Consider the following 15,094-nt stretch of genomic DNA (forward strand, 5'->3'; position numbering starts at 1 on the left):
CTCGTTGGCCGCAGTGGCCCGATGACATGACCCAGCGCATTTCCAGCATGCTCCGCACGCCCGAGGCGTCCTCCCGTTCCCGTTCTCCCGACCTGCTCCGCGTCGTGGGCTTGCTCGGTGTGGTCGCCATGGCCAGCGCCTTGTCGGCATGCGGCAGCTTCGGGGGCGACACCGCCGCGGGCGGCCGCAAGGGATCGGTCTACCAGAACGAACGTTTCCAGGCCGACGAAACCTTCTCCCGACTGTTCGACGCCAGCGTGGAAGACACCTGCGAGGCGGCGCGGCGCGCGCTGCTGAGCCAGGGCTATGTCATCAACCTCGCACAGGCCGGGTCCATCAGCGGCAGCAAGCGCTTCCAGCCGGAAGGCGAGGTGCATGTGGAGATCGCCTTCAACATCGTCTGCGTGCCCGAAGGCGGCGGCGGCAAGCTCTCCACCGCCTACGTGTCTGCCCTGCAGGACCGCTACACCGTCAAGCGCAGTACCAACTCCACCAGTCTGGGCGTGAGCGCCATCGGCTCGATCTCGGTGCCGCTGTCGTCCACGTCCGAGTCGCTGGTGAAGGTCGCCTCCGAGACCATCCCCGCCGGGCAGTTCTACGACCGCTTCTTCGCATTGATGCAGAAGATGCTGCGGGAGCAGGCGCAGGTGGTGTCCACCGGGGAAGCATCGCCCTGAGGGCGAGGCCACCCGATCCACCCGTTGAGCATGAAAAAGGGGCGCCTTCAGCGCCCCTCTTTTCCATCGGTCTGCCTCGTTTACTTCGCCGCAGTGGCCTTGGGCTTGTCGATCACCAGCCCACGACGCTCCAGCAGCGGCGCGATGTCCGGCTCATGGCCCACCACGCTGCGGAACAGCGTCAGGGCGTCCTGGCTGCCCCCCTGGGACAGCAGCCGGGCGCGGAACTGGTCTCCCAGTTCGCGCTTCAGTCCGCCGTTGGCCTTGAACCATTCGACCGTGTCGGCATCCAGCACTTCCGACCAGATGTAGGCGTAGTAGCCCGCCGCATACCCGCCCATGATGTGGCTGAAGTAGGGCGTGCGATAGCGCGGCGGCACGGCCGCGTAATCAAAGCCGTCCTCGCGCAGCGCCTTGGCCTCGAAGTCCATCACACCGGCGGCCGCAGGCACCTGCTCCAGCGGCAGCTGGTGCCAGCGCTGGTCCAGCATGGCCGCGCTCAGGTATTCGGTGGTGGCGAACCCCTGGTTGAACTTGTGGGCCGCCAGCACCTTGTCCAGCAGCTCCTTGGGCATGGGAGCGCCGGTCTTGTAGTGCTTGGCATAGTTGGCCAGCACGCTGGGCCAGGTCGCCCACATCTCGTTGACCTGGGACGGATATTCCACGAAGTCGCGCGGCACGCGGGTGCCGGCCATGCTGGGGTACTTCACGTTCGAGAACATGCCGTGCAGGGCATGGCCGAACTCATGGAACATGGTGTTGACCTCATCCCAGGTCAGCAGCGTCGGCTTGCCGTCGGCCGGCTTGGGGATGTTGAGGTGGTTGGCCACGACCGGCTTCTGGTTGAACAGGCCGTTCTGGTCGACGTACGCATTCATCCAGGCACCGCCGCGCTTGGACGGGCGGGCATACATGTCGGCGATGAAGATCGCCAGCTGCGAGCCATCCGCGTTGAACACGTCGTAGACCAGCACGTCCGGATGGTAGACGGGCAGGTCCTTGCGTTCCTTGAAGCTCAGGCCGTAGAGCTGGCCGGCGGCGTAGAACACGCCGTTTTCCAGCACGTTGCGCATCTCCAGATAGGGCTTGAGCTGCGATTCGTCGAAGCCGTACTTGGCGGCGCGCACCTTCTCCGTGTAGTAGCTCCAGTCCCAGGCGGCCAGCTTGAAGCTGGGCTGGTGACGGGCCGCCTGCTCACGGTCGATCATGGCCTGCAGGTCGTCGCCCTCACGACGGGCGGCGGCCACGGCGGCCGGTGCCAGCTGGCCCAGCATCGCATTCACGGCCTTTGGCGAGCGGGCGGTCTCGTCACTCAGCACGAAGTCCGCGTGCGTGGCAAAGCCCAGCAGGCGGGCACGCTCGGCGCGCAGGGTGGCCACGCGGGACACGAGCGCGGTGTTGTCGAAGGCATTGCCGCGGCTGCCGCGCGCCACCGACGCCTTGTAGATGCGCTCACGCAGCGCCCGGTTGTCCAACTGCGCCAGCACCGGCTGACCCGTGGTGTTGAGCAGGGCGATCAGATATTTGCCGTCCAGCCCGCGTGCCTTCGCAGCGGCGGCCGCGCTGGCGATCTGCTCATCACTCAGACCGGCCAGCTCTTCTGCCTTGTCCACCACCACGGCCGAGTCGTTCACCTCGGCCAGCACGTTCTGGTTGAACCGGGCGCCCAGGGTCGCCAGCTCGGCATTGATGGCCTTCATGCGGGCCTTGCCGGATTCGTCCAGCTTGGCACCGGCACGCACCAGGCTGTTGTAGTGGCGCTCGACCAGACGCTGCTCCTGCGCGTCCAGGCCCAGCGAGCCGCGACGTTGCCAGAGCGACTCCACCCGGGCGAAGAGTTGCGGATTCAGCGCGATGGCATCACGGTGCGCCGCCATGCGGGCGGCGAAGTCGCCCTGCAGCTTCAGCCGGGCTGGATTGGCGTCGGCGCCGACCAGGCTGCCCAGCAGCGTGCTGGCGCGTTGCAGCAGGCGACCCGACCGCTCCAGCGCAACGATGGTGTTGTCAAAGGTCGGCGGCTTCGGATTGCTGGCGATGGCCTGCACTTCCTTGAGCTGCTCGGCCATGCCCTGCTCCAGGGCGGGGGCGATGTCTTCGTCCCGGATCTTGTCGAATGGCGGGTACTGCAGCGGCAGCGGGCTGGGGGCGATCAGCGCATTGGCGATGGCGGCAGAGGCCGCCTGGGCCGGAACGGTCTGCGCCAGCACCGGCGCGGAAAGGGCCAGCGAGGCGGCCAGGACAAAGGGGATCCTCATTGGGGGAGCTCGGGGTGCGAGTGCGTTCAGGAAGACGCAGAGCCTAGCCCATCGATCGGTGGCAGCCGAAGGGCATGGGCAGAGGGGGGCGGAAGCCGCCCCGCAGGGCTCTGATCGGCGGCGAAGTCGGGGGTAACCCTGATGGAGCACCCCGGCACCGGCTGGATGAACCGCCGTTCACACTGCGGGGACTCCGATGGCCCTAGCATGCAGGCCCAGGTCCCACTCCCGCGCAGCGCGCGCTCGCCCGCATGACTTCCACTTTTCAATGGGCCCTCATCGGCCCGGGTGCCATTGCCCACGTGTTTGCGGAGGCGGTCAGCCAGCTCGACCACTGCCGCCTGCACACGGTCTGCGGCCGGGACGCCCAGCGCGCCGCCCAGTTCGCGCAGCGCTGGTCAGTCGAGGGCGACACGCCGGTGCGCGCCACCACCGACCTGGCGTCGCTGCTCGCCGACCCGCAGATCGACGGGGTCTACATCGCCACGCCGCACGGCCAGCATTTCGAGCCGGCGCTGGCTGCGTTGAAGGCCGGCAAGGCGGTGCTCTGCGAGAAGTCGCTGGTGCCGACGCGGGCCATGGCGCAGCAACTGGTGGCCGCTGCGCAGGAGCAGCGCGTCTTCCTGATGGAAGCCGTGTGGACCCGTTTCCTGCCGGTCTACGAAGAGATGGCGCGCTGGCTCGCCGAAGGACGCATCGGCCGCCTGCGAGCGCTGCAATCGAGCTTCTGTTTCCCGGCGCCCTACGATCCGGACAGTCGCCTGTTCAGTCCGGCCCTGGCGGGAGGCGCGCTGCTGGACGTGGGGGTCTACAACCTCAATGCCACGCGTTTTGTGCTGCGGCACGCGCTGGGCGAGGTGCCGCCGCTCCAGGGCCTGGCGGTCCAGGGGCTGCTGGCGCCCACGGGCGTGGATGCGCGCGTCAGCGCCAGCCTGGATTTCGGTGACGGACTGGTGGCGCAGATGGTGTGCGGCCTTGACACCTTCGCTCCCAACACCCTGCATGTGATGGGAGAGGGCGGCGCGATCGTGCTGCCGGAGACCTTCTGGCAGGCCACGCGGGCCCAGTGTTTGCGCCCTGGCCAGGACGCGGTGACGGTGGATCTGCCGTTCAACACCAATGGCTTTGAATATCAGATCGCCGATGCCATGGCCCGCATCCGGGCGGGCGAGATCGAAAGCCCGGTGATGCCGCATGCGGAGACCTTGGCCGTGCTCGGCTGGATCGATGAGATCCGCCGCCAATTGGGTGCGCGTCTGCCGTTTGATGCGCTTTGATTCGCAACAGGACCGGCTGTTCAAAGAAAAGGCCGCCTCCCGAAGGAGGCGGCCTTGATGTCACCGTCGCAGCGCTGAGCAGGTCCGGCCTCGTGTCGGCCGGGGCCCGGCAGCGCAGCGCCGTCCTCAGTCGTCGCTGCTGCCAGCGAAACCGAAGATGCTCAGCAGGCTGGTGAACAGGTTGAACAGCGACACGAACAGGCCGACCGTGGCCATCACGTAGTTGCGCTCACCGCCGTTGACGATGTTGCTCGTCTCGAACAGGATCAGGCCGATCGACAGCAGGGCCACCACGCCGGAGATCACCAGACCCATCACCGGCATCTGCAGCCAGATGTTGGCCACCGCCGCCAGCAGCGCCACGATCATGCCGGCGAAGAGGAAGCCGCCCATGAAGCTGAAGTCCTTCTTGGTCGCCAGCACGTAGGCGGACAGGGCCAGGAAGGTGCCACCGGTGGTGGCCAGGGCCAGGGCGATGGTGTTGGCGCCGCCCGGCAGCTTCAGATAAAGACTCAGCAGCGGGCCCAGGGACCAGCCCATGAAGCCGGTGAGCGCGAACACCAGCGGAATGGCCATCGCACTGTTGCGCATGCGGTGGATGCCGAACAGCAGGGCGAAGTAACCCACCAGGGTCAGCAGCATGCCGGGGGCGGGCCACTGGAAGGCCACGGCCGCGGCCGCAACGCCGCCGCTGAACAGCAGCGTCATCGACAACAGCGCATAGGTGTTGCGCAGCACGCGGGCCACGTCCCCGGGCTGGCTGAAGACCGAGCCACCGGCGGTGGCGGGCGTCCAGGTCGTGGGGGACGCCGAAGATCGTTGGAAGTCACTCATGACTGAACTCCTTGGGTGGACAGGACGCGCGGTGTGGATCCGACAACCGGCCCCCTCACCGCGCGCGCGCAAGCTGCACCTTAAGACTTCATCGACTTCCGAAAAACCATCAATTCCCTTGCAACACTGAAGACAAAGCCGAAGCGTCAGAAATCTCGGACGACTCCGTTTCGGCGCGGCCCTGGCGCCGGGATGCGAGGAGCTTGGCTACCAGCGGATGGTTCTGACCGCGGCGGGAATAGATGCCGTGCAAGTCTTCCACCACGTCGCTCTGGCCCAGCAGGTGCAGCCCACTCATCAGCGCCAGGTCATCCCCGCCCAGCCGGCTGACAGGAAACACGCCCAGGCCGCGGGCGGCAAACACGCTCATCAGCGCACTGTCTTCGAACTCCCCCACCACCTGCGGGCGGATGTGATGCTGTTCGAACCAGCGCTCGATGCTGGCCCGCAGCGACGCATGACGGGTGGGCAGTAACACCGGCAACTCTTCCAGGCAGTACGGGAAGGGACGGCCGGGTGAACGCTGGGCGCGAGCAACCAGGTCGGCCGGGCCCCACCAGTCCACCGGCGTGCTGGCCAGCAACTGGCTGGTGATGCGAAGTGTCGGATTGACGGGGGCTGGCTGGTCAGTGAGCACTAAATCCAGATGGTGCAGAGCCAGTTCACCCAGCAGCTGGTCGACCTCGCCTTCGTGACAGATCAGGCGCAGGTTGGGGGTGTCCAGCACCGGCGCCAGCAGGGCATGGGCGGCCAGTTTGGACAGTCCGTCGGACAAGCCGACCGACAGACGTTGCACCCGCTGGGTGGCGGCTTCATGCACCTCATGCGGGACCAACTGGCCGATCTGGAAGATTTCCTCGGCCCGGCTGAAGGCGGCCTGGCCGGCTTCGGTCAGCACCAGGCCGCGGCCTTCCGGCTTGAGCAGTTGATGGCCGAGCGCACGTTCGAGCTCACGCACCTGGGCGCTGATGGTCTGCACGGCCATGCCCAGACGGTCGGCCGCACGGGCAAAGCCGCCTTCCTTGGCGACCACCCAGAAGTAGTGCAGGTGACGGTAATTCAGCGAACTCATCTGACTCTCCGAAAAGACGAACCCGCATCATACATAACTTCGGTTTAACGGGAGCGAGAAATTCCATCCCTATGGATTTTCCGAGTCAATACAGATGCGCGGTGAGGTGGGTTCGCAGATCCCGGCGGCGCCGTCGCCGACCATGGAAGGTTGGCTTGGTCAGAGCCTTCCTGAACGCCGCTGCCGCCGTGACGGGACCGAAGTTCAAGGATCTTGTTGGCAACGCCTGGTCCTGGCGCGGAGCGGTCTGACCCACCCCGTTCGCGTTTCATCGCAATCGACCCGTTGACCAACGCCGACCTGCCTACAGTCCCACCAAGCCCGCCCTCCCGGCGGCGCGATGGACCCTGGAGCCCGTCATGCTGAGCCTGTTGCTGTGGTTGATTCTGTTCGTGCTGTGCTGGCCGCTGGCCTTGTTGGCGCTGCTGCTGTGGCCGGTGGTCTGGCTGGTGCTGCTGCCCTTCCGGCTGATCGGCCTGAGCGTGGATGCGGTGTTCGCGCTGCTCAAGGCGATCCTGTTCCTCCCGGCCCGAGTGCTGGGAGGACGGCCCTGAGCGAAGGCGCCAGGGCCGTCCGCGCCCGGATCAGATCGCGTCCAGGCCCGCCTGCAGGTCGGCGCGCAGGTCTTCGACATCCTCGATGCCGGCGGAGATCCGCACCAGCGAATCGGTGATGCCCAGAGCCGCCCGCTTGTCGGCGGGAATCGACGCATGGGTCATTAGCGCGGGCAGGGAGATGAGGCTCTCCACCCCGCCCAGGCTTTCGGCCAGCGAGAAGATGCGCACCCGCTCCAGGAAGCGGCGGGCGCCGGCCAGGTCGGTGTCCAGCTGCACGCTGATCATGCCGCCGCCGCCGCGCATCTGGCGGCGGGCCAGCGCATGCTGCGGATGGCTCTCCAGCCCGGGATAGTGCACCTTGCGGACCTTGGGCTGACCCTCCAGCCACTGCGCCAGCGACAAAGCGCTCTCGTTGTGCCGGGCCATGCGCAGCGCCAGCGTCTTGAGACCGCGCAGGGCCAGGAAGCTGTCGAAGGGGCCGGCGATCGAGCCGACCGCGTTGTGCAGGAACTCCAGCTGCTCGCGCAGCGCAGCCTGCCGCTCTTCACCGCCGACCACCACCACCCCGGAGATCACATCGCTGTGGCCGTTGAGGTATTTGGTGGCCGAGTGCAGCACCGCATCGAAGCCGAGCGACAGCGGCCGCTGGCCCCAGGGGCTGGCAAAGGTGTTGTCGGCAATGGTCAGCGCGCCATGTTCGCGGGCGATGGCTGCCACGGCGGCCAGATCGGTCAGCTTCAGGATCGGATTGCTGGGCGTCTCGATCCAGACCAGGCGGGTTTCCGGCCGCAAGGCAGCCCGGACCTCGTCCGGATTCGTGCTGTCCACATAGGTCACCTGCAGGCCGGCGCTCTTGCGACGCACCCGCTCGAACAGCCGGTAGCTGCCGCCGTAGAGGTCGTCCCCGGCGACGATGTGGGACCCGGCTTCCAGCGTGTCCAGCACCGTGGCCATCGCGGCCAGGCCCGACGAGAACGCATAGGCCTGCACGCCGCCTTCCAGACTGGCCACCGCCCGCTCGTACGCCTGCCGCGTCGGATTGTGGGTGCGGCCGTATTCGTAGCCCTGGTGCACGCCCGGGCTCTGCTGCCGATAGGTCGAGGTGGCGTAGATGGGCGGCATCACCGCCCCGGTCAGCGGATCCGGATGCTGGCCGCCGTGGATGGCCAGCGTGTCGAAGCGCAGGTCGGCGCCGTGGGAGTCTCGGGAATCCTGGCTCATGACAAGCCCTTTCGCAGATGGTTCAGCAAATCAAAACGGGTGACCAGGCCGTAGAAGCGCTGGTCGTCGGCAATCACCGCCACCAGGCCCCGGCGCAGCTGCTCGATCAGCGCGGACAGCGGGGCCCCAGGCGGCAGGGTCTGCACATCATGGCTCATCGCCGAGGTCACCGGGTCCTTGAAGTGGCGGGCGTCCATGTGCATCTGGGCCAGCAGGTCCGACTCGTCCAGCAGGCCCACCAGGCGGCCCTGCTGCAGCACCGGCAGCTGGGAGACATCGGCCTGGCGCATGCGGGAGAAGGCGGTGGCCAGCGTGTCCTCCGGGGAGACGCTCACCACGGCACCGTCTTCCGTGCGGCGCGAGATCAGGTCGCGCAGGTCGCCCAGGTGGGCGCGCTGGAGCAGGCCCTGGTCGAACATCCAGGGGTCGTTGTAGACCTTGGACAGGTAGCGCGTGCCGGTGTCGCAGACGAAGGTGACCACCCGTTTGGGCGTGGTCTGGGCGCGGCAGTAACGCAGCGCGGCGGCCAGCAGCGTGCCGCTGGAGGAGCCGGCCAGGATGCCTTCGGCGCGGTAGAGCTCGCGGGCCGTGGCAAAGCTGTCGGTGTCGCTGACGGCATAGGCGTGGCGCACGCCGCTGAGGTCGGCGATGGGCGGAATGAAATCTTCGCCGATGCCTTCCACCGCCCAGGAGCCGGCCTCGCCGTAATGCCCGGTCTCGACATAGTCCTTGAGCACCGAGCCTTCCGGATCCGCCAGCACCAGGTCCAGGCCCGGACGCACCTTGGCGAAGAAGCGGGACAGGCCCGTCATCGTGCCGCCCGAGCCCACGCCGCACACAAGTGCATCGATGCGGTGACCGGTCTGTTGCCAGATCTCCGGGCCGGTGGTGGTTTCATGGGCCAGCGGATTGGCGGGATTGTTGAACTGGTCCGCGTACCAGGCACCGGGGATGTCCTGGACCAGCTTGGCGGCACGGTCCTGGTAGTAGTCGGGATGTCCCTTGCCCACATCGGAGCGGGTCATGTGCACCTCGGCGCCCAGGGCCTTGAGCTGCAGCACCTTCTCGGCCGACATCTTGTCCGGCACCACCAGCACCACGCGGTAGCCCTTGGCGCGGGCCACCAGGGCCAGGCCCAGTCCGGTGTTGCCGGCCGTGGCTTCCACCACCGTGCCGCCAGGGGGCAGCAGGCCGTCGCGCTCGGCGGCCTCGATCATCGACAGCCCGATGCGGTCCTTGATCGAGCCGCCCGGGTTCTGGGACTCCAGCTTGAGGAAGAGCTCGCAAGGGCCCGTGTCCAGCCGCCGCACCGGCACCAGGGGCGTATTGCCGATCAGGTCCAGCACGGCGGGGCGCGCGTTTTCGCCGGCGAAGGGCGCACGGACAGGCGCGGTGGACCCGGCCGAACCGGTCGGGGCGGAAGTGTTAGCGGCCCGGTGAGGGGCGGCCGTATCGATGGTCGTCATGCAAGCTCCTTGAATCCTGTTGGGATCTGGGGGACAGCGCCCACTTCGCTTATGCGCGGGTGGCGCGATGCGTTACGCGCGGGTGGCGCGATGCGCGGGCAAAACCCTATAGCGTAGGCCGAACCGGCGCAGCGCGCCAAGTGCGGTTCACTCAGCAGCTTATACCGGCACCGTATATCGAGGGCGTTGTCGTGGACGCTATCGGCGACGCTACCCCAGACGAGGTTGCGGCCGCAGGTGCGGCCGTATTCCGGCGGGTGATCGCCCGGAGCAAACGGCGCGCCTCATCAAAAACCTGATGTGGATATGAACAAGCCTTCGTTCACCGCCATCGGCGTCCGGCCTAACCTGCAGCCATGTCAACGCTTCACCCTCTTCCGGCCCGCGCAGCGATGGTCGATCGCGCCCACCACATCATGGCCACCACCGCCGCCATGCTGGGCTTGCGCCTTCGCCCTCGCCTGCCCCCGGGCACGCCACCGGCAGAGCGGCGGGCGTTGGTGTCTTGGACCCCACCTGGAGGACTGCACCCACCGATGAACTGATCACCTTGTCATCCGATGCGAGCGACGCCCCGGCTACGGCCGGGGCGTTCCTGTTTTTGGCCTCGGCGCTGCATGCCTCAGCGCTGCATGCCCCAGCGCTGCACCGTCCACCGTTCCACGCTGCTGAACACCAGCCGCTCCACCAGCCAGCCGATCAGGATGACCAGGGCCAGCCCGGCAAAGACGTGGTCGGTCATCAGCTCGTTGCGGTTCTGGAAGATGTACCAGCCCAAGCCGCCCTGGCCGGACGAGGCACCGAAGAACAGCTCCGCGGCAATCAGCGTACGCCAGGCAAAAGCCCAGCCCACCCGCAGCCCGGCCAGCACGGACGGCAGCGCCGCCGGCAGCAGGATCTGCGCCACGAAACGCGGCCCGGTCAGGCCATAGTTGCGCCCGGCCATGCGCAGGGTCTCGGGCACGGCGGACACACCGGCGCTGGCCGCCAGCGCCAGCGGCCACAGCACCGCATGCACCAGCACGAAGATCAGGCTGCGGGCGCCCAGGCCGAACCACAGCAGCGCCAGCGGCAGCAGGGCAATGGCCGGCAGCGGATTGAACATGGCGGTGAGGCTGGCCAGCAGGTCCCGGCCCCAGCGCGACGCGGTGGCCAGTGCGGTCAGGCCCAGCGCAAGCACCACGCCCAGGCCATACCCCTGCAGCAGCAGCCGTAGCGACACACCGGCGCGCATCAGCAGTTCACCGCTGGCCAGATCCGTCACCAGCGCCCGGGCGGCGGCGGTGAAGGTGGGCAACAGCAGGTCGTTGTCGGCCCAGCGGGCCGCGACTTCCCACAATCCGGCGAGCAGGACCAGCAACAGGGCCTGGCGCCAGCTGCTGGCCTCCAAAATGCGTCGCCACAGCGGCAGGGTCTGCGCGGCCGACGGCACATACGGCTGCGGCTCCAGCAAACGGTCGGGTCGCCGGGCGGGATGGGGCAGGTGCGAGACGCTCATGATTCAAACAGCAGGGCTTCGATGCGCTGACCCAGGGCCTGCCGCTGCACGGCATCCAGCCCCTGGGCATTGAATTCCGCCCGCACCCGGCCCGGATGCGGCGACAGCACCAGGATGCGGTGGCCCACATGCAGGGCTTCTTCGATCGAATGGGTGACGAACAGCAGGGTGAAACGCTCCTGATCCCACAGGGCGAGCAGCTCTTCCTGCATGCGGCGGCGGGTGAGCGCATCCAGCGCGGCGAAAGGCTCGTCCATCAGCAGCATGCGCGGGGACAGCGCCAGCGCCCGGGCAATCGCCACCCGCTGCTTCATGCCGCCGGAGAGCTGATGCGGATAGGCCGTGGCAAAAGCGGCCAGTCCGACGCGTTCCAGCCACTGGCGCGCCTGTTCCCGGGCGCGAGTCTTGTCCAGCTTGCGGGAGGCGGTCAGCGGAAACGCGACGTTGTCCAGCACCGTTTTCCAGGGCGGGAGCTGGTCGAATTCCTGGAACACGGCCATGCGGTCCGGGCCAGGCCCGTGCACCGCCTGGCCGTCGAGCAGCACGCGGCCTTCCGACGGTGACAGGAAGCCGCCGACCGCTTTGAGCAGAGAGGACTTGCCGCAGCCCGAGGCGCCCAGCAGCACGAAGCGCTCGCCCGGCATCACGTCGAAGTCGACCCGGTGAGTGGCGCGGATGCTGCGGGGGCCGACGCGGTAGTCCAGGCTCAGCCCCTGCACGCTCAGGCGCGGCTGGACGGGGGCCGTGTCCGGCGGGGTGGCCTCGGCCTCGCGGTCATGCGGGGTGCCGGGAAGGGAAGCGGGAAGGGTAGCGGGAAGAGGGAGGGGCCTGCGTGCATCCACCGCCAAACGCAGCCGGGCGGCGGGATCCTCTCCCGCGCTGCGCAGGGACGGGGAAAGTGCCGGTGACGGTGGCGAGGAGGGAGACGCGGACGAAGACTGCGGCGAAGACTGCGAGGAAGTCGGCGGCGGGGCGAGTCCTTCGGGACGGGCACTCATGACGGTCTCCTCAACTGCCGGAGGCGTTGTGAGGATCGTCGAAGAAGTAGTCCTTCACCGAGGCCGGCTTGTTCTTGATGGCGCCCACGCGATGCATGAACTCGGCCAGCGCGGAGGTGTTCTGCGGCGCGATCTTGAACTGCACCTCCGGATTGCGGATGACCTTCAGCAGCAACTCGCGCGGCACCTTGGAGCCTTCATTGCGCTGGTAGATGTCGGCGGCCTGTTCCGGATTGCGGGTGATGAAGTCGGCGGCTTCGGCCAGCGCGGCCACGAAGGCCTTGTAGGTCTTGGGGTTCTCCGCGCGGAACTTCTCGGTGGTGTAGAGCACGGTGGCCGAGGCGGGGCCGCCCAGCACGTCGTAGCTGCTCAGCACCTTGTGCACGGCGGGATTGCCGGCCAGGCCCTGTTCCTGGAACGGCGGATTGCCGAAGTGGGCATTGATCTCGGTGCCGCCCTTGATCAGCGCCGCCGTGGCCTCGGGATGCGGCAGGGCGACCTGCAGGCGGTCCAGCCGGTTGTACTGGGCGTCCCCCCACTGGCGCGCCGAGGCCAGCTGCAGGATGCGGGCCTGCACCGACACGCCCACCGCCGGCAGGGCGATGCGGTCCTTGTCGCTGAAGTCGGCAATGGTGCGAACGGCCGGGTTGCTGCTGGTGAGGTAGTAGGGGAAGTTGCCCAGCGACGCAATGCCGCGCACGTTCTGGCGGCCGCGGGTCTTGTCCCACAGCGTCAGCAGCGGGCCCACGCCCGCGCCGGCCACATCGATGCTGCCGGACAGCAATGCCTCGTTGATGGCGGGGCCGCCGGACAGCTGCACGGTCTGCACACGGATGTCGATGCCTTCGGCCTTGCCGTGTTTTTCGATGAGCTTCTGCTCCTGGGCCACGTTGAGCAGCAGATAGACGATGCCGAACTGTTCGGCGATGCGAAGCTGGCCTTCGGCCTGGGCGGGCAGGGCGCTCAGGCCCAGGGCGGCGGCCAGGGCCGCGGCGATCATGCGTTTCATGGGAGGACCTCGGAAAACGGGGGCGCTGTTGGGACTCGAGAGCCAGGCGCGGGTGGAACTGGCGAGTGGAGCTAGCGGTGGGACTGGCCGGTGGAGCTGCCAGGTGGGTGGGGGTTCGGGAGCGGACGCGGCGTCAGCCCAGCACCGCGTCCCCTTCGACGGTGGTGCGGTGCAGATGGCGTCGCAAATGCTCCGGACAGCCGGTGGCCAGGTGCATCAGCGATCGGTTGTCCCAGAACACCAGGTCATGGGGCTGCCAGCGATGGCGATAGACCAGCGAAGGCCGGGTGCTGAGCGCAAACAGCTGCTGCAGCAGGTCGCGGCTCTCGTCCTCGGGCAGACCGACGATGCGGGTGGTGAAGTGCTCGCTGACGAACAGCGCGAGGCGACCGGTCTCGGGATGACGGCGCACCACCGGATGGACCGTGGGTCGCACCTCGGCCACCTGCGCCTCGGTCAGTGCGGGGCGCCAGGGATTGCGGGCCCGCAGTTCCTCGTAGCGGGCGAGATAGCTGTGCTCGGCCTTCAGGCCGCGGATGGTGTCCTTCAGCGCCTGCGGCAGCTCGTCATAGGCCAGGTGCTGGTTGGCAAACAGCGTGTCGCCGCCTTCGGCGGGCAGTTCCTGGGCGTGCAGCAGGGAACCCAGGCTGGGCTTTTCCTTGTAGGACAGGTCGGAATGCCAGAAGACACCGGCGTCCCCCAGGCCCAGCGGGCGGCCCTGGTCATCCCGCACATTGGACACCTGCAGGATTTCCGGGTGACCGGGCAATTGGAAGTTGCGCAGCACATGCACCTCCAGCGGACCCCAGCGGCGGCTGAAGGCCACATGGGCGGCGGGGGTGATGCGCTGGTCCCGGAACACCAGCACGTGGTGGTCCAGATGCGCGCGATGCAGCTGAGCGAAGGTGGCGTCGTCCACCGGCTGGTTCAAGTCCAGGCCCAGCACTTCGGCGCCGAGTGGGCCCTCGAAGGGGCGGATCTCGAAGGCTCCAGCGGGGGAGGACCGTCCCGGAGCGCTCTGCGCGCGGGGGGCATCGGCGGCGGGTGAACGGCTGGGGAGGGGGGAGGCGGTGACAGTCATGGCGACTGACTCTAAAAACGCGCGCATCTGACGCCAACGAATAAGGACGCATGAGCTCAGTCGTTTTTCGAGGATGCTGCGACTCTGATATGGTGTCGCCCTCGCTGTTGGCGCGGGTTCTTGGCGGATTGCCACACACGACCCTTGAATCCAGGGGATGGTGGGGCGACGTACAGGATGTCTGGGCGTTTGCGGTTTTCGGCGGTTTTTTAGCGGTTTTACAGAGGCGGCACGGACCGTCCGGGAGCGAATGCGAATGAAGCAAGTCATCTGCGTGAAGTGGGGCACGGCCTATGGGGCGGACTATGTGAACCGGCTCTATGGGATGCTGACGCGCCATGTCACGGGTGACTTCCGCCTGGTGTGCCTGACCGACAACAAGGAGGGCATCCGTCCGGAGGTGGACGCGTATGACCTGCCGGAGCTGGGGTGTGAGTGGCCCAAGAAGTCGATGGGCAAGTGGCGCAAGCTGGTGATGTGGGGGTCGGACCTGGGGCCGACGACGGGCTTGACGGGGCCGGTGCTGTTCATTGACCTGGACTCGGTGCTGGTGGACAACATTGACGGCTACTTCACGCACGGGCATCCGGACGATGTGGTGCTGGCGCGCAACTGGGCCAAGCCGATGCAGAAGCTGGGGCAGACCTCGGTGTTCCGTTTCCCGGTGGGCAAGTATCCGCACATCATTGCGCAGTTCCGTGCGGACCCGCAGGGGGTGGCGGACCGTTATGGGTTTGAGCAGCACTTTGTGACGGCGTCGGTGCCGGGCGGCATCAAGTTCTGGCCGCCGACCTGGACGCGGCATTTCCGGCTGCACTGCATGCCGCCGTTCCCGCTGCGGTATTTCGTGTCGGCCAAGTTGCCCAAGGGCGCGAAGATCGTGACGTTCCCGGGTGGCCCGAACCCGAGTGATGTGATGGTGGGCCGCTGGACGCAGGATTTGCCTGCGCACGAGAGCCCGTGGGAGCACTTCAAGGGCACGTTTGGCAAGGGCGTGAAAAACCGCTGGCGCCACCTGACCCGCTACGTCCGCCCCGTCCCCTGGATCGCCCAATACTGGAGGGAATGAGGCCCCCCAGTCGCTTCGCTCCTGCCCCCAAGGGGCGCCACCCGGTGGCCTGGCAGAGCCAGATCCACGGGTGTTGCTTG

13 protein-coding genes are annotated in these 15,094 nt (G+C 67.5%); 4 read left to right on the top strand and 9 right to left on the bottom strand.

Annotated features, from left to right (window positions below; translation table 11 throughout):
- The first annotated feature begins 26 nt into the window (after positions 1 to 26).
- On the top strand, positions 27 to 677 hold the full coding sequence (locus DES44_RS20310; RefSeq protein WP_232309892.1) for a DUF2242 domain-containing protein: 651 nt from the start codon (positions 27 to 29) through the stop codon (positions 675 to 677).
- A gap of 80 nt (positions 678 to 757) precedes the next feature.
- On the opposite strand, the gene DES44_RS20315 is transcribed toward DES44_RS20310, so the two are convergent.
- Positions 758 to 2,932, bottom strand: a complete 2,175-nt coding sequence (locus DES44_RS20315; protein ID WP_058933186.1) for a M3 family metallopeptidase — start codon at positions 2,930 to 2,932, stop codon at positions 758 to 760.
- A 251-nt stretch (positions 2,933 to 3,183) separates the two neighbouring features.
- Here DES44_RS20315 and DES44_RS20320 point away from each other — a divergent pair, with 251 nt between their 5' ends.
- Positions 3,184 to 4,209, top strand: coding sequence for a Gfo/Idh/MocA family protein (locus tag DES44_RS20320; RefSeq protein ID WP_058933187.1), 1,026 nt, complete (start codon positions 3,184 to 3,186; stop codon positions 4,207 to 4,209).
- Positions 4,210 to 4,335: 126 nt separating this feature from the next.
- Here the strand turns inward: DES44_RS20320 and DES44_RS20325 are convergent, their stop codons facing one another.
- On the bottom strand, positions 4,336 to 5,043 hold the full coding sequence (locus DES44_RS20325) for a Bax inhibitor-1/YccA family protein (protein WP_058933188.1): 708 nt from the start codon (positions 5,041 to 5,043) through the stop codon (positions 4,336 to 4,338).
- Between the two features lie 109 nt (positions 5,044 to 5,152).
- Entirely contained in the window at positions 5,153 to 6,115 is a 963-nt protein-coding gene (locus DES44_RS20330; RefSeq protein WP_083525192.1) for a LysR family transcriptional regulator, read from the bottom strand.
- A gap of 359 nt (positions 6,116 to 6,474) precedes the next feature.
- Here DES44_RS20330 and DES44_RS20335 point away from each other — a divergent pair, with 359 nt between their 5' ends.
- Positions 6,475 to 6,669: a hypothetical protein gene (locus DES44_RS20335; RefSeq protein WP_058933189.1), complete on the top strand. Its 195-nt coding sequence runs from the start codon at positions 6,475 to 6,477 to the stop codon at positions 6,667 to 6,669.
- Between the two features lie 30 nt (positions 6,670 to 6,699).
- Here DES44_RS20335 and DES44_RS20340 read toward each other — a convergent pair whose 3' ends face one another.
- The 6 genes from DES44_RS20340 to DES44_RS20365 form a co-directional block, all read right to left on the bottom strand.
- On the bottom strand, positions 6,700 to 7,893 hold the full coding sequence (locus DES44_RS20340; protein WP_058933190.1) for a trans-sulfuration enzyme family protein: 1,194 nt from the start codon (positions 7,891 to 7,893) through the stop codon (positions 6,700 to 6,702).
- Entirely contained in the window at positions 7,890 to 9,359 is a 1,470-nt protein-coding gene (locus DES44_RS20345; protein WP_083525193.1) for a pyridoxal-phosphate dependent enzyme, read from the bottom strand. Before DES44_RS20345 ends, DES44_RS20340 begins: the two co-directional genes overlap by 4 nt.
- Positions 9,360 to 9,981: 622 nt before the next feature.
- Entirely contained in the window at positions 9,982 to 10,857 is an 876-nt protein-coding gene (locus DES44_RS20350; RefSeq protein ID WP_058933191.1) for an ABC transporter permease, read from the bottom strand.
- Positions 10,854 to 11,855: an ABC transporter ATP-binding protein gene (locus DES44_RS20355; protein WP_083525194.1), complete on the bottom strand. Its 1,002-nt coding sequence runs from the start codon at positions 11,853 to 11,855 to the stop codon at positions 10,854 to 10,856. The genes DES44_RS20350 and DES44_RS20355 overlap by 4 nt, the downstream gene beginning before the upstream one ends.
- 10 nt (positions 11,856 to 11,865) lie before the next feature.
- Positions 11,866 to 12,864 carry an ABC transporter substrate-binding protein gene (locus DES44_RS20360; RefSeq protein ID WP_058933192.1) on the bottom strand — a complete coding sequence of 333 codons (999 nt, stop codon included), beginning with the start codon at positions 12,862 to 12,864 and terminating at the stop codon, positions 11,866 to 11,868.
- Between the two features lie 133 nt (positions 12,865 to 12,997).
- Positions 12,998 to 13,945: a TauD/TfdA dioxygenase family protein gene (locus tag DES44_RS20365; RefSeq protein WP_058933193.1), complete on the bottom strand. Its 948-nt coding sequence runs from the start codon at positions 13,943 to 13,945 to the stop codon at positions 12,998 to 13,000.
- Positions 13,946 to 14,201: 256 nt separating this feature from the next.
- Between DES44_RS20365 and DES44_RS20370 the strand changes: the two genes are divergently transcribed.
- Positions 14,202 to 15,014: a hypothetical protein gene (locus DES44_RS20370; protein WP_058933194.1), complete on the top strand. Its 813-nt coding sequence runs from the start codon at positions 14,202 to 14,204 to the stop codon at positions 15,012 to 15,014.
- The last annotated feature ends 80 nt before the right edge of the window (positions 15,015 to 15,094 follow it).

It is taken from the genome of Roseateles depolymerans, assembly GCF_003387155.1.
GTDB classification, from domain to species: Bacteria; Pseudomonadota; Gammaproteobacteria; order Burkholderiales; family Burkholderiaceae_C; genus Roseateles; species Roseateles depolymerans.

Coding starts and splice junctions, on each gene's coding strand:
- DES44_RS20350 (WP_058933191.1), bottom strand. CDS start 10,857: ATGAGCGTCTCGCACCTGCCCCATCCCGCCCGGCGACCCGACCGTTTG.
- DES44_RS20345 (WP_083525193.1), bottom strand. CDS start 9,359: ATGACGACCATCGATACGGCCGCCCCTCACCGGGCCGCTAACACTTCC.
- DES44_RS20360 (WP_058933192.1), bottom strand. CDS start 12,864: ATGAAACGCATGATCGCCGCGGCCCTGGCCGCCGCCCTGGGCCTGAGC.
- DES44_RS20325 (WP_058933188.1), bottom strand. CDS start 5,043: ATGAGTGACTTCCAACGATCTTCGGCGTCCCCCACGACCTGGACGCCC.
- DES44_RS20355 (WP_083525194.1), bottom strand. CDS start 11,855: ATGAGTGCCCGTCCCGAAGGACTCGCCCCGCCGCCGACTTCCTCGCAG.
- DES44_RS20335 (WP_058933189.1), top strand. CDS start 6,475: ATGCTGAGCCTGTTGCTGTGGTTGATTCTGTTCGTGCTGTGCTGGCCG.
- DES44_RS20365 (WP_058933193.1), bottom strand. CDS start 13,945: ATGACTGTCACCGCCTCCCCCCTCCCCAGCCGTTCACCCGCCGCCGAT.
- DES44_RS20370 (WP_058933194.1), top strand. CDS start 14,202: ATGAAGCAAGTCATCTGCGTGAAGTGGGGCACGGCCTATGGGGCGGAC.
- DES44_RS20340 (WP_058933190.1), bottom strand. CDS start 7,893: ATGAGCCAGGATTCCCGAGACTCCCACGGCGCCGACCTGCGCTTCGAC.
- DES44_RS20330 (WP_083525192.1), bottom strand. CDS start 6,115: ATGAGTTCGCTGAATTACCGTCACCTGCACTACTTCTGGGTGGTCGCC.
- DES44_RS20320 (WP_058933187.1), top strand. CDS start 3,184: ATGACTTCCACTTTTCAATGGGCCCTCATCGGCCCGGGTGCCATTGCC.
- DES44_RS20315 (WP_058933186.1), bottom strand. CDS start 2,932: ATGAGGATCCCCTTTGTCCTGGCCGCCTCGCTGGCCCTTTCCGCGCCG.
- DES44_RS20310 (WP_232309892.1), top strand. CDS start 27: ATGACCCAGCGCATTTCCAGCATGCTCCGCACGCCCGAGGCGTCCTCC.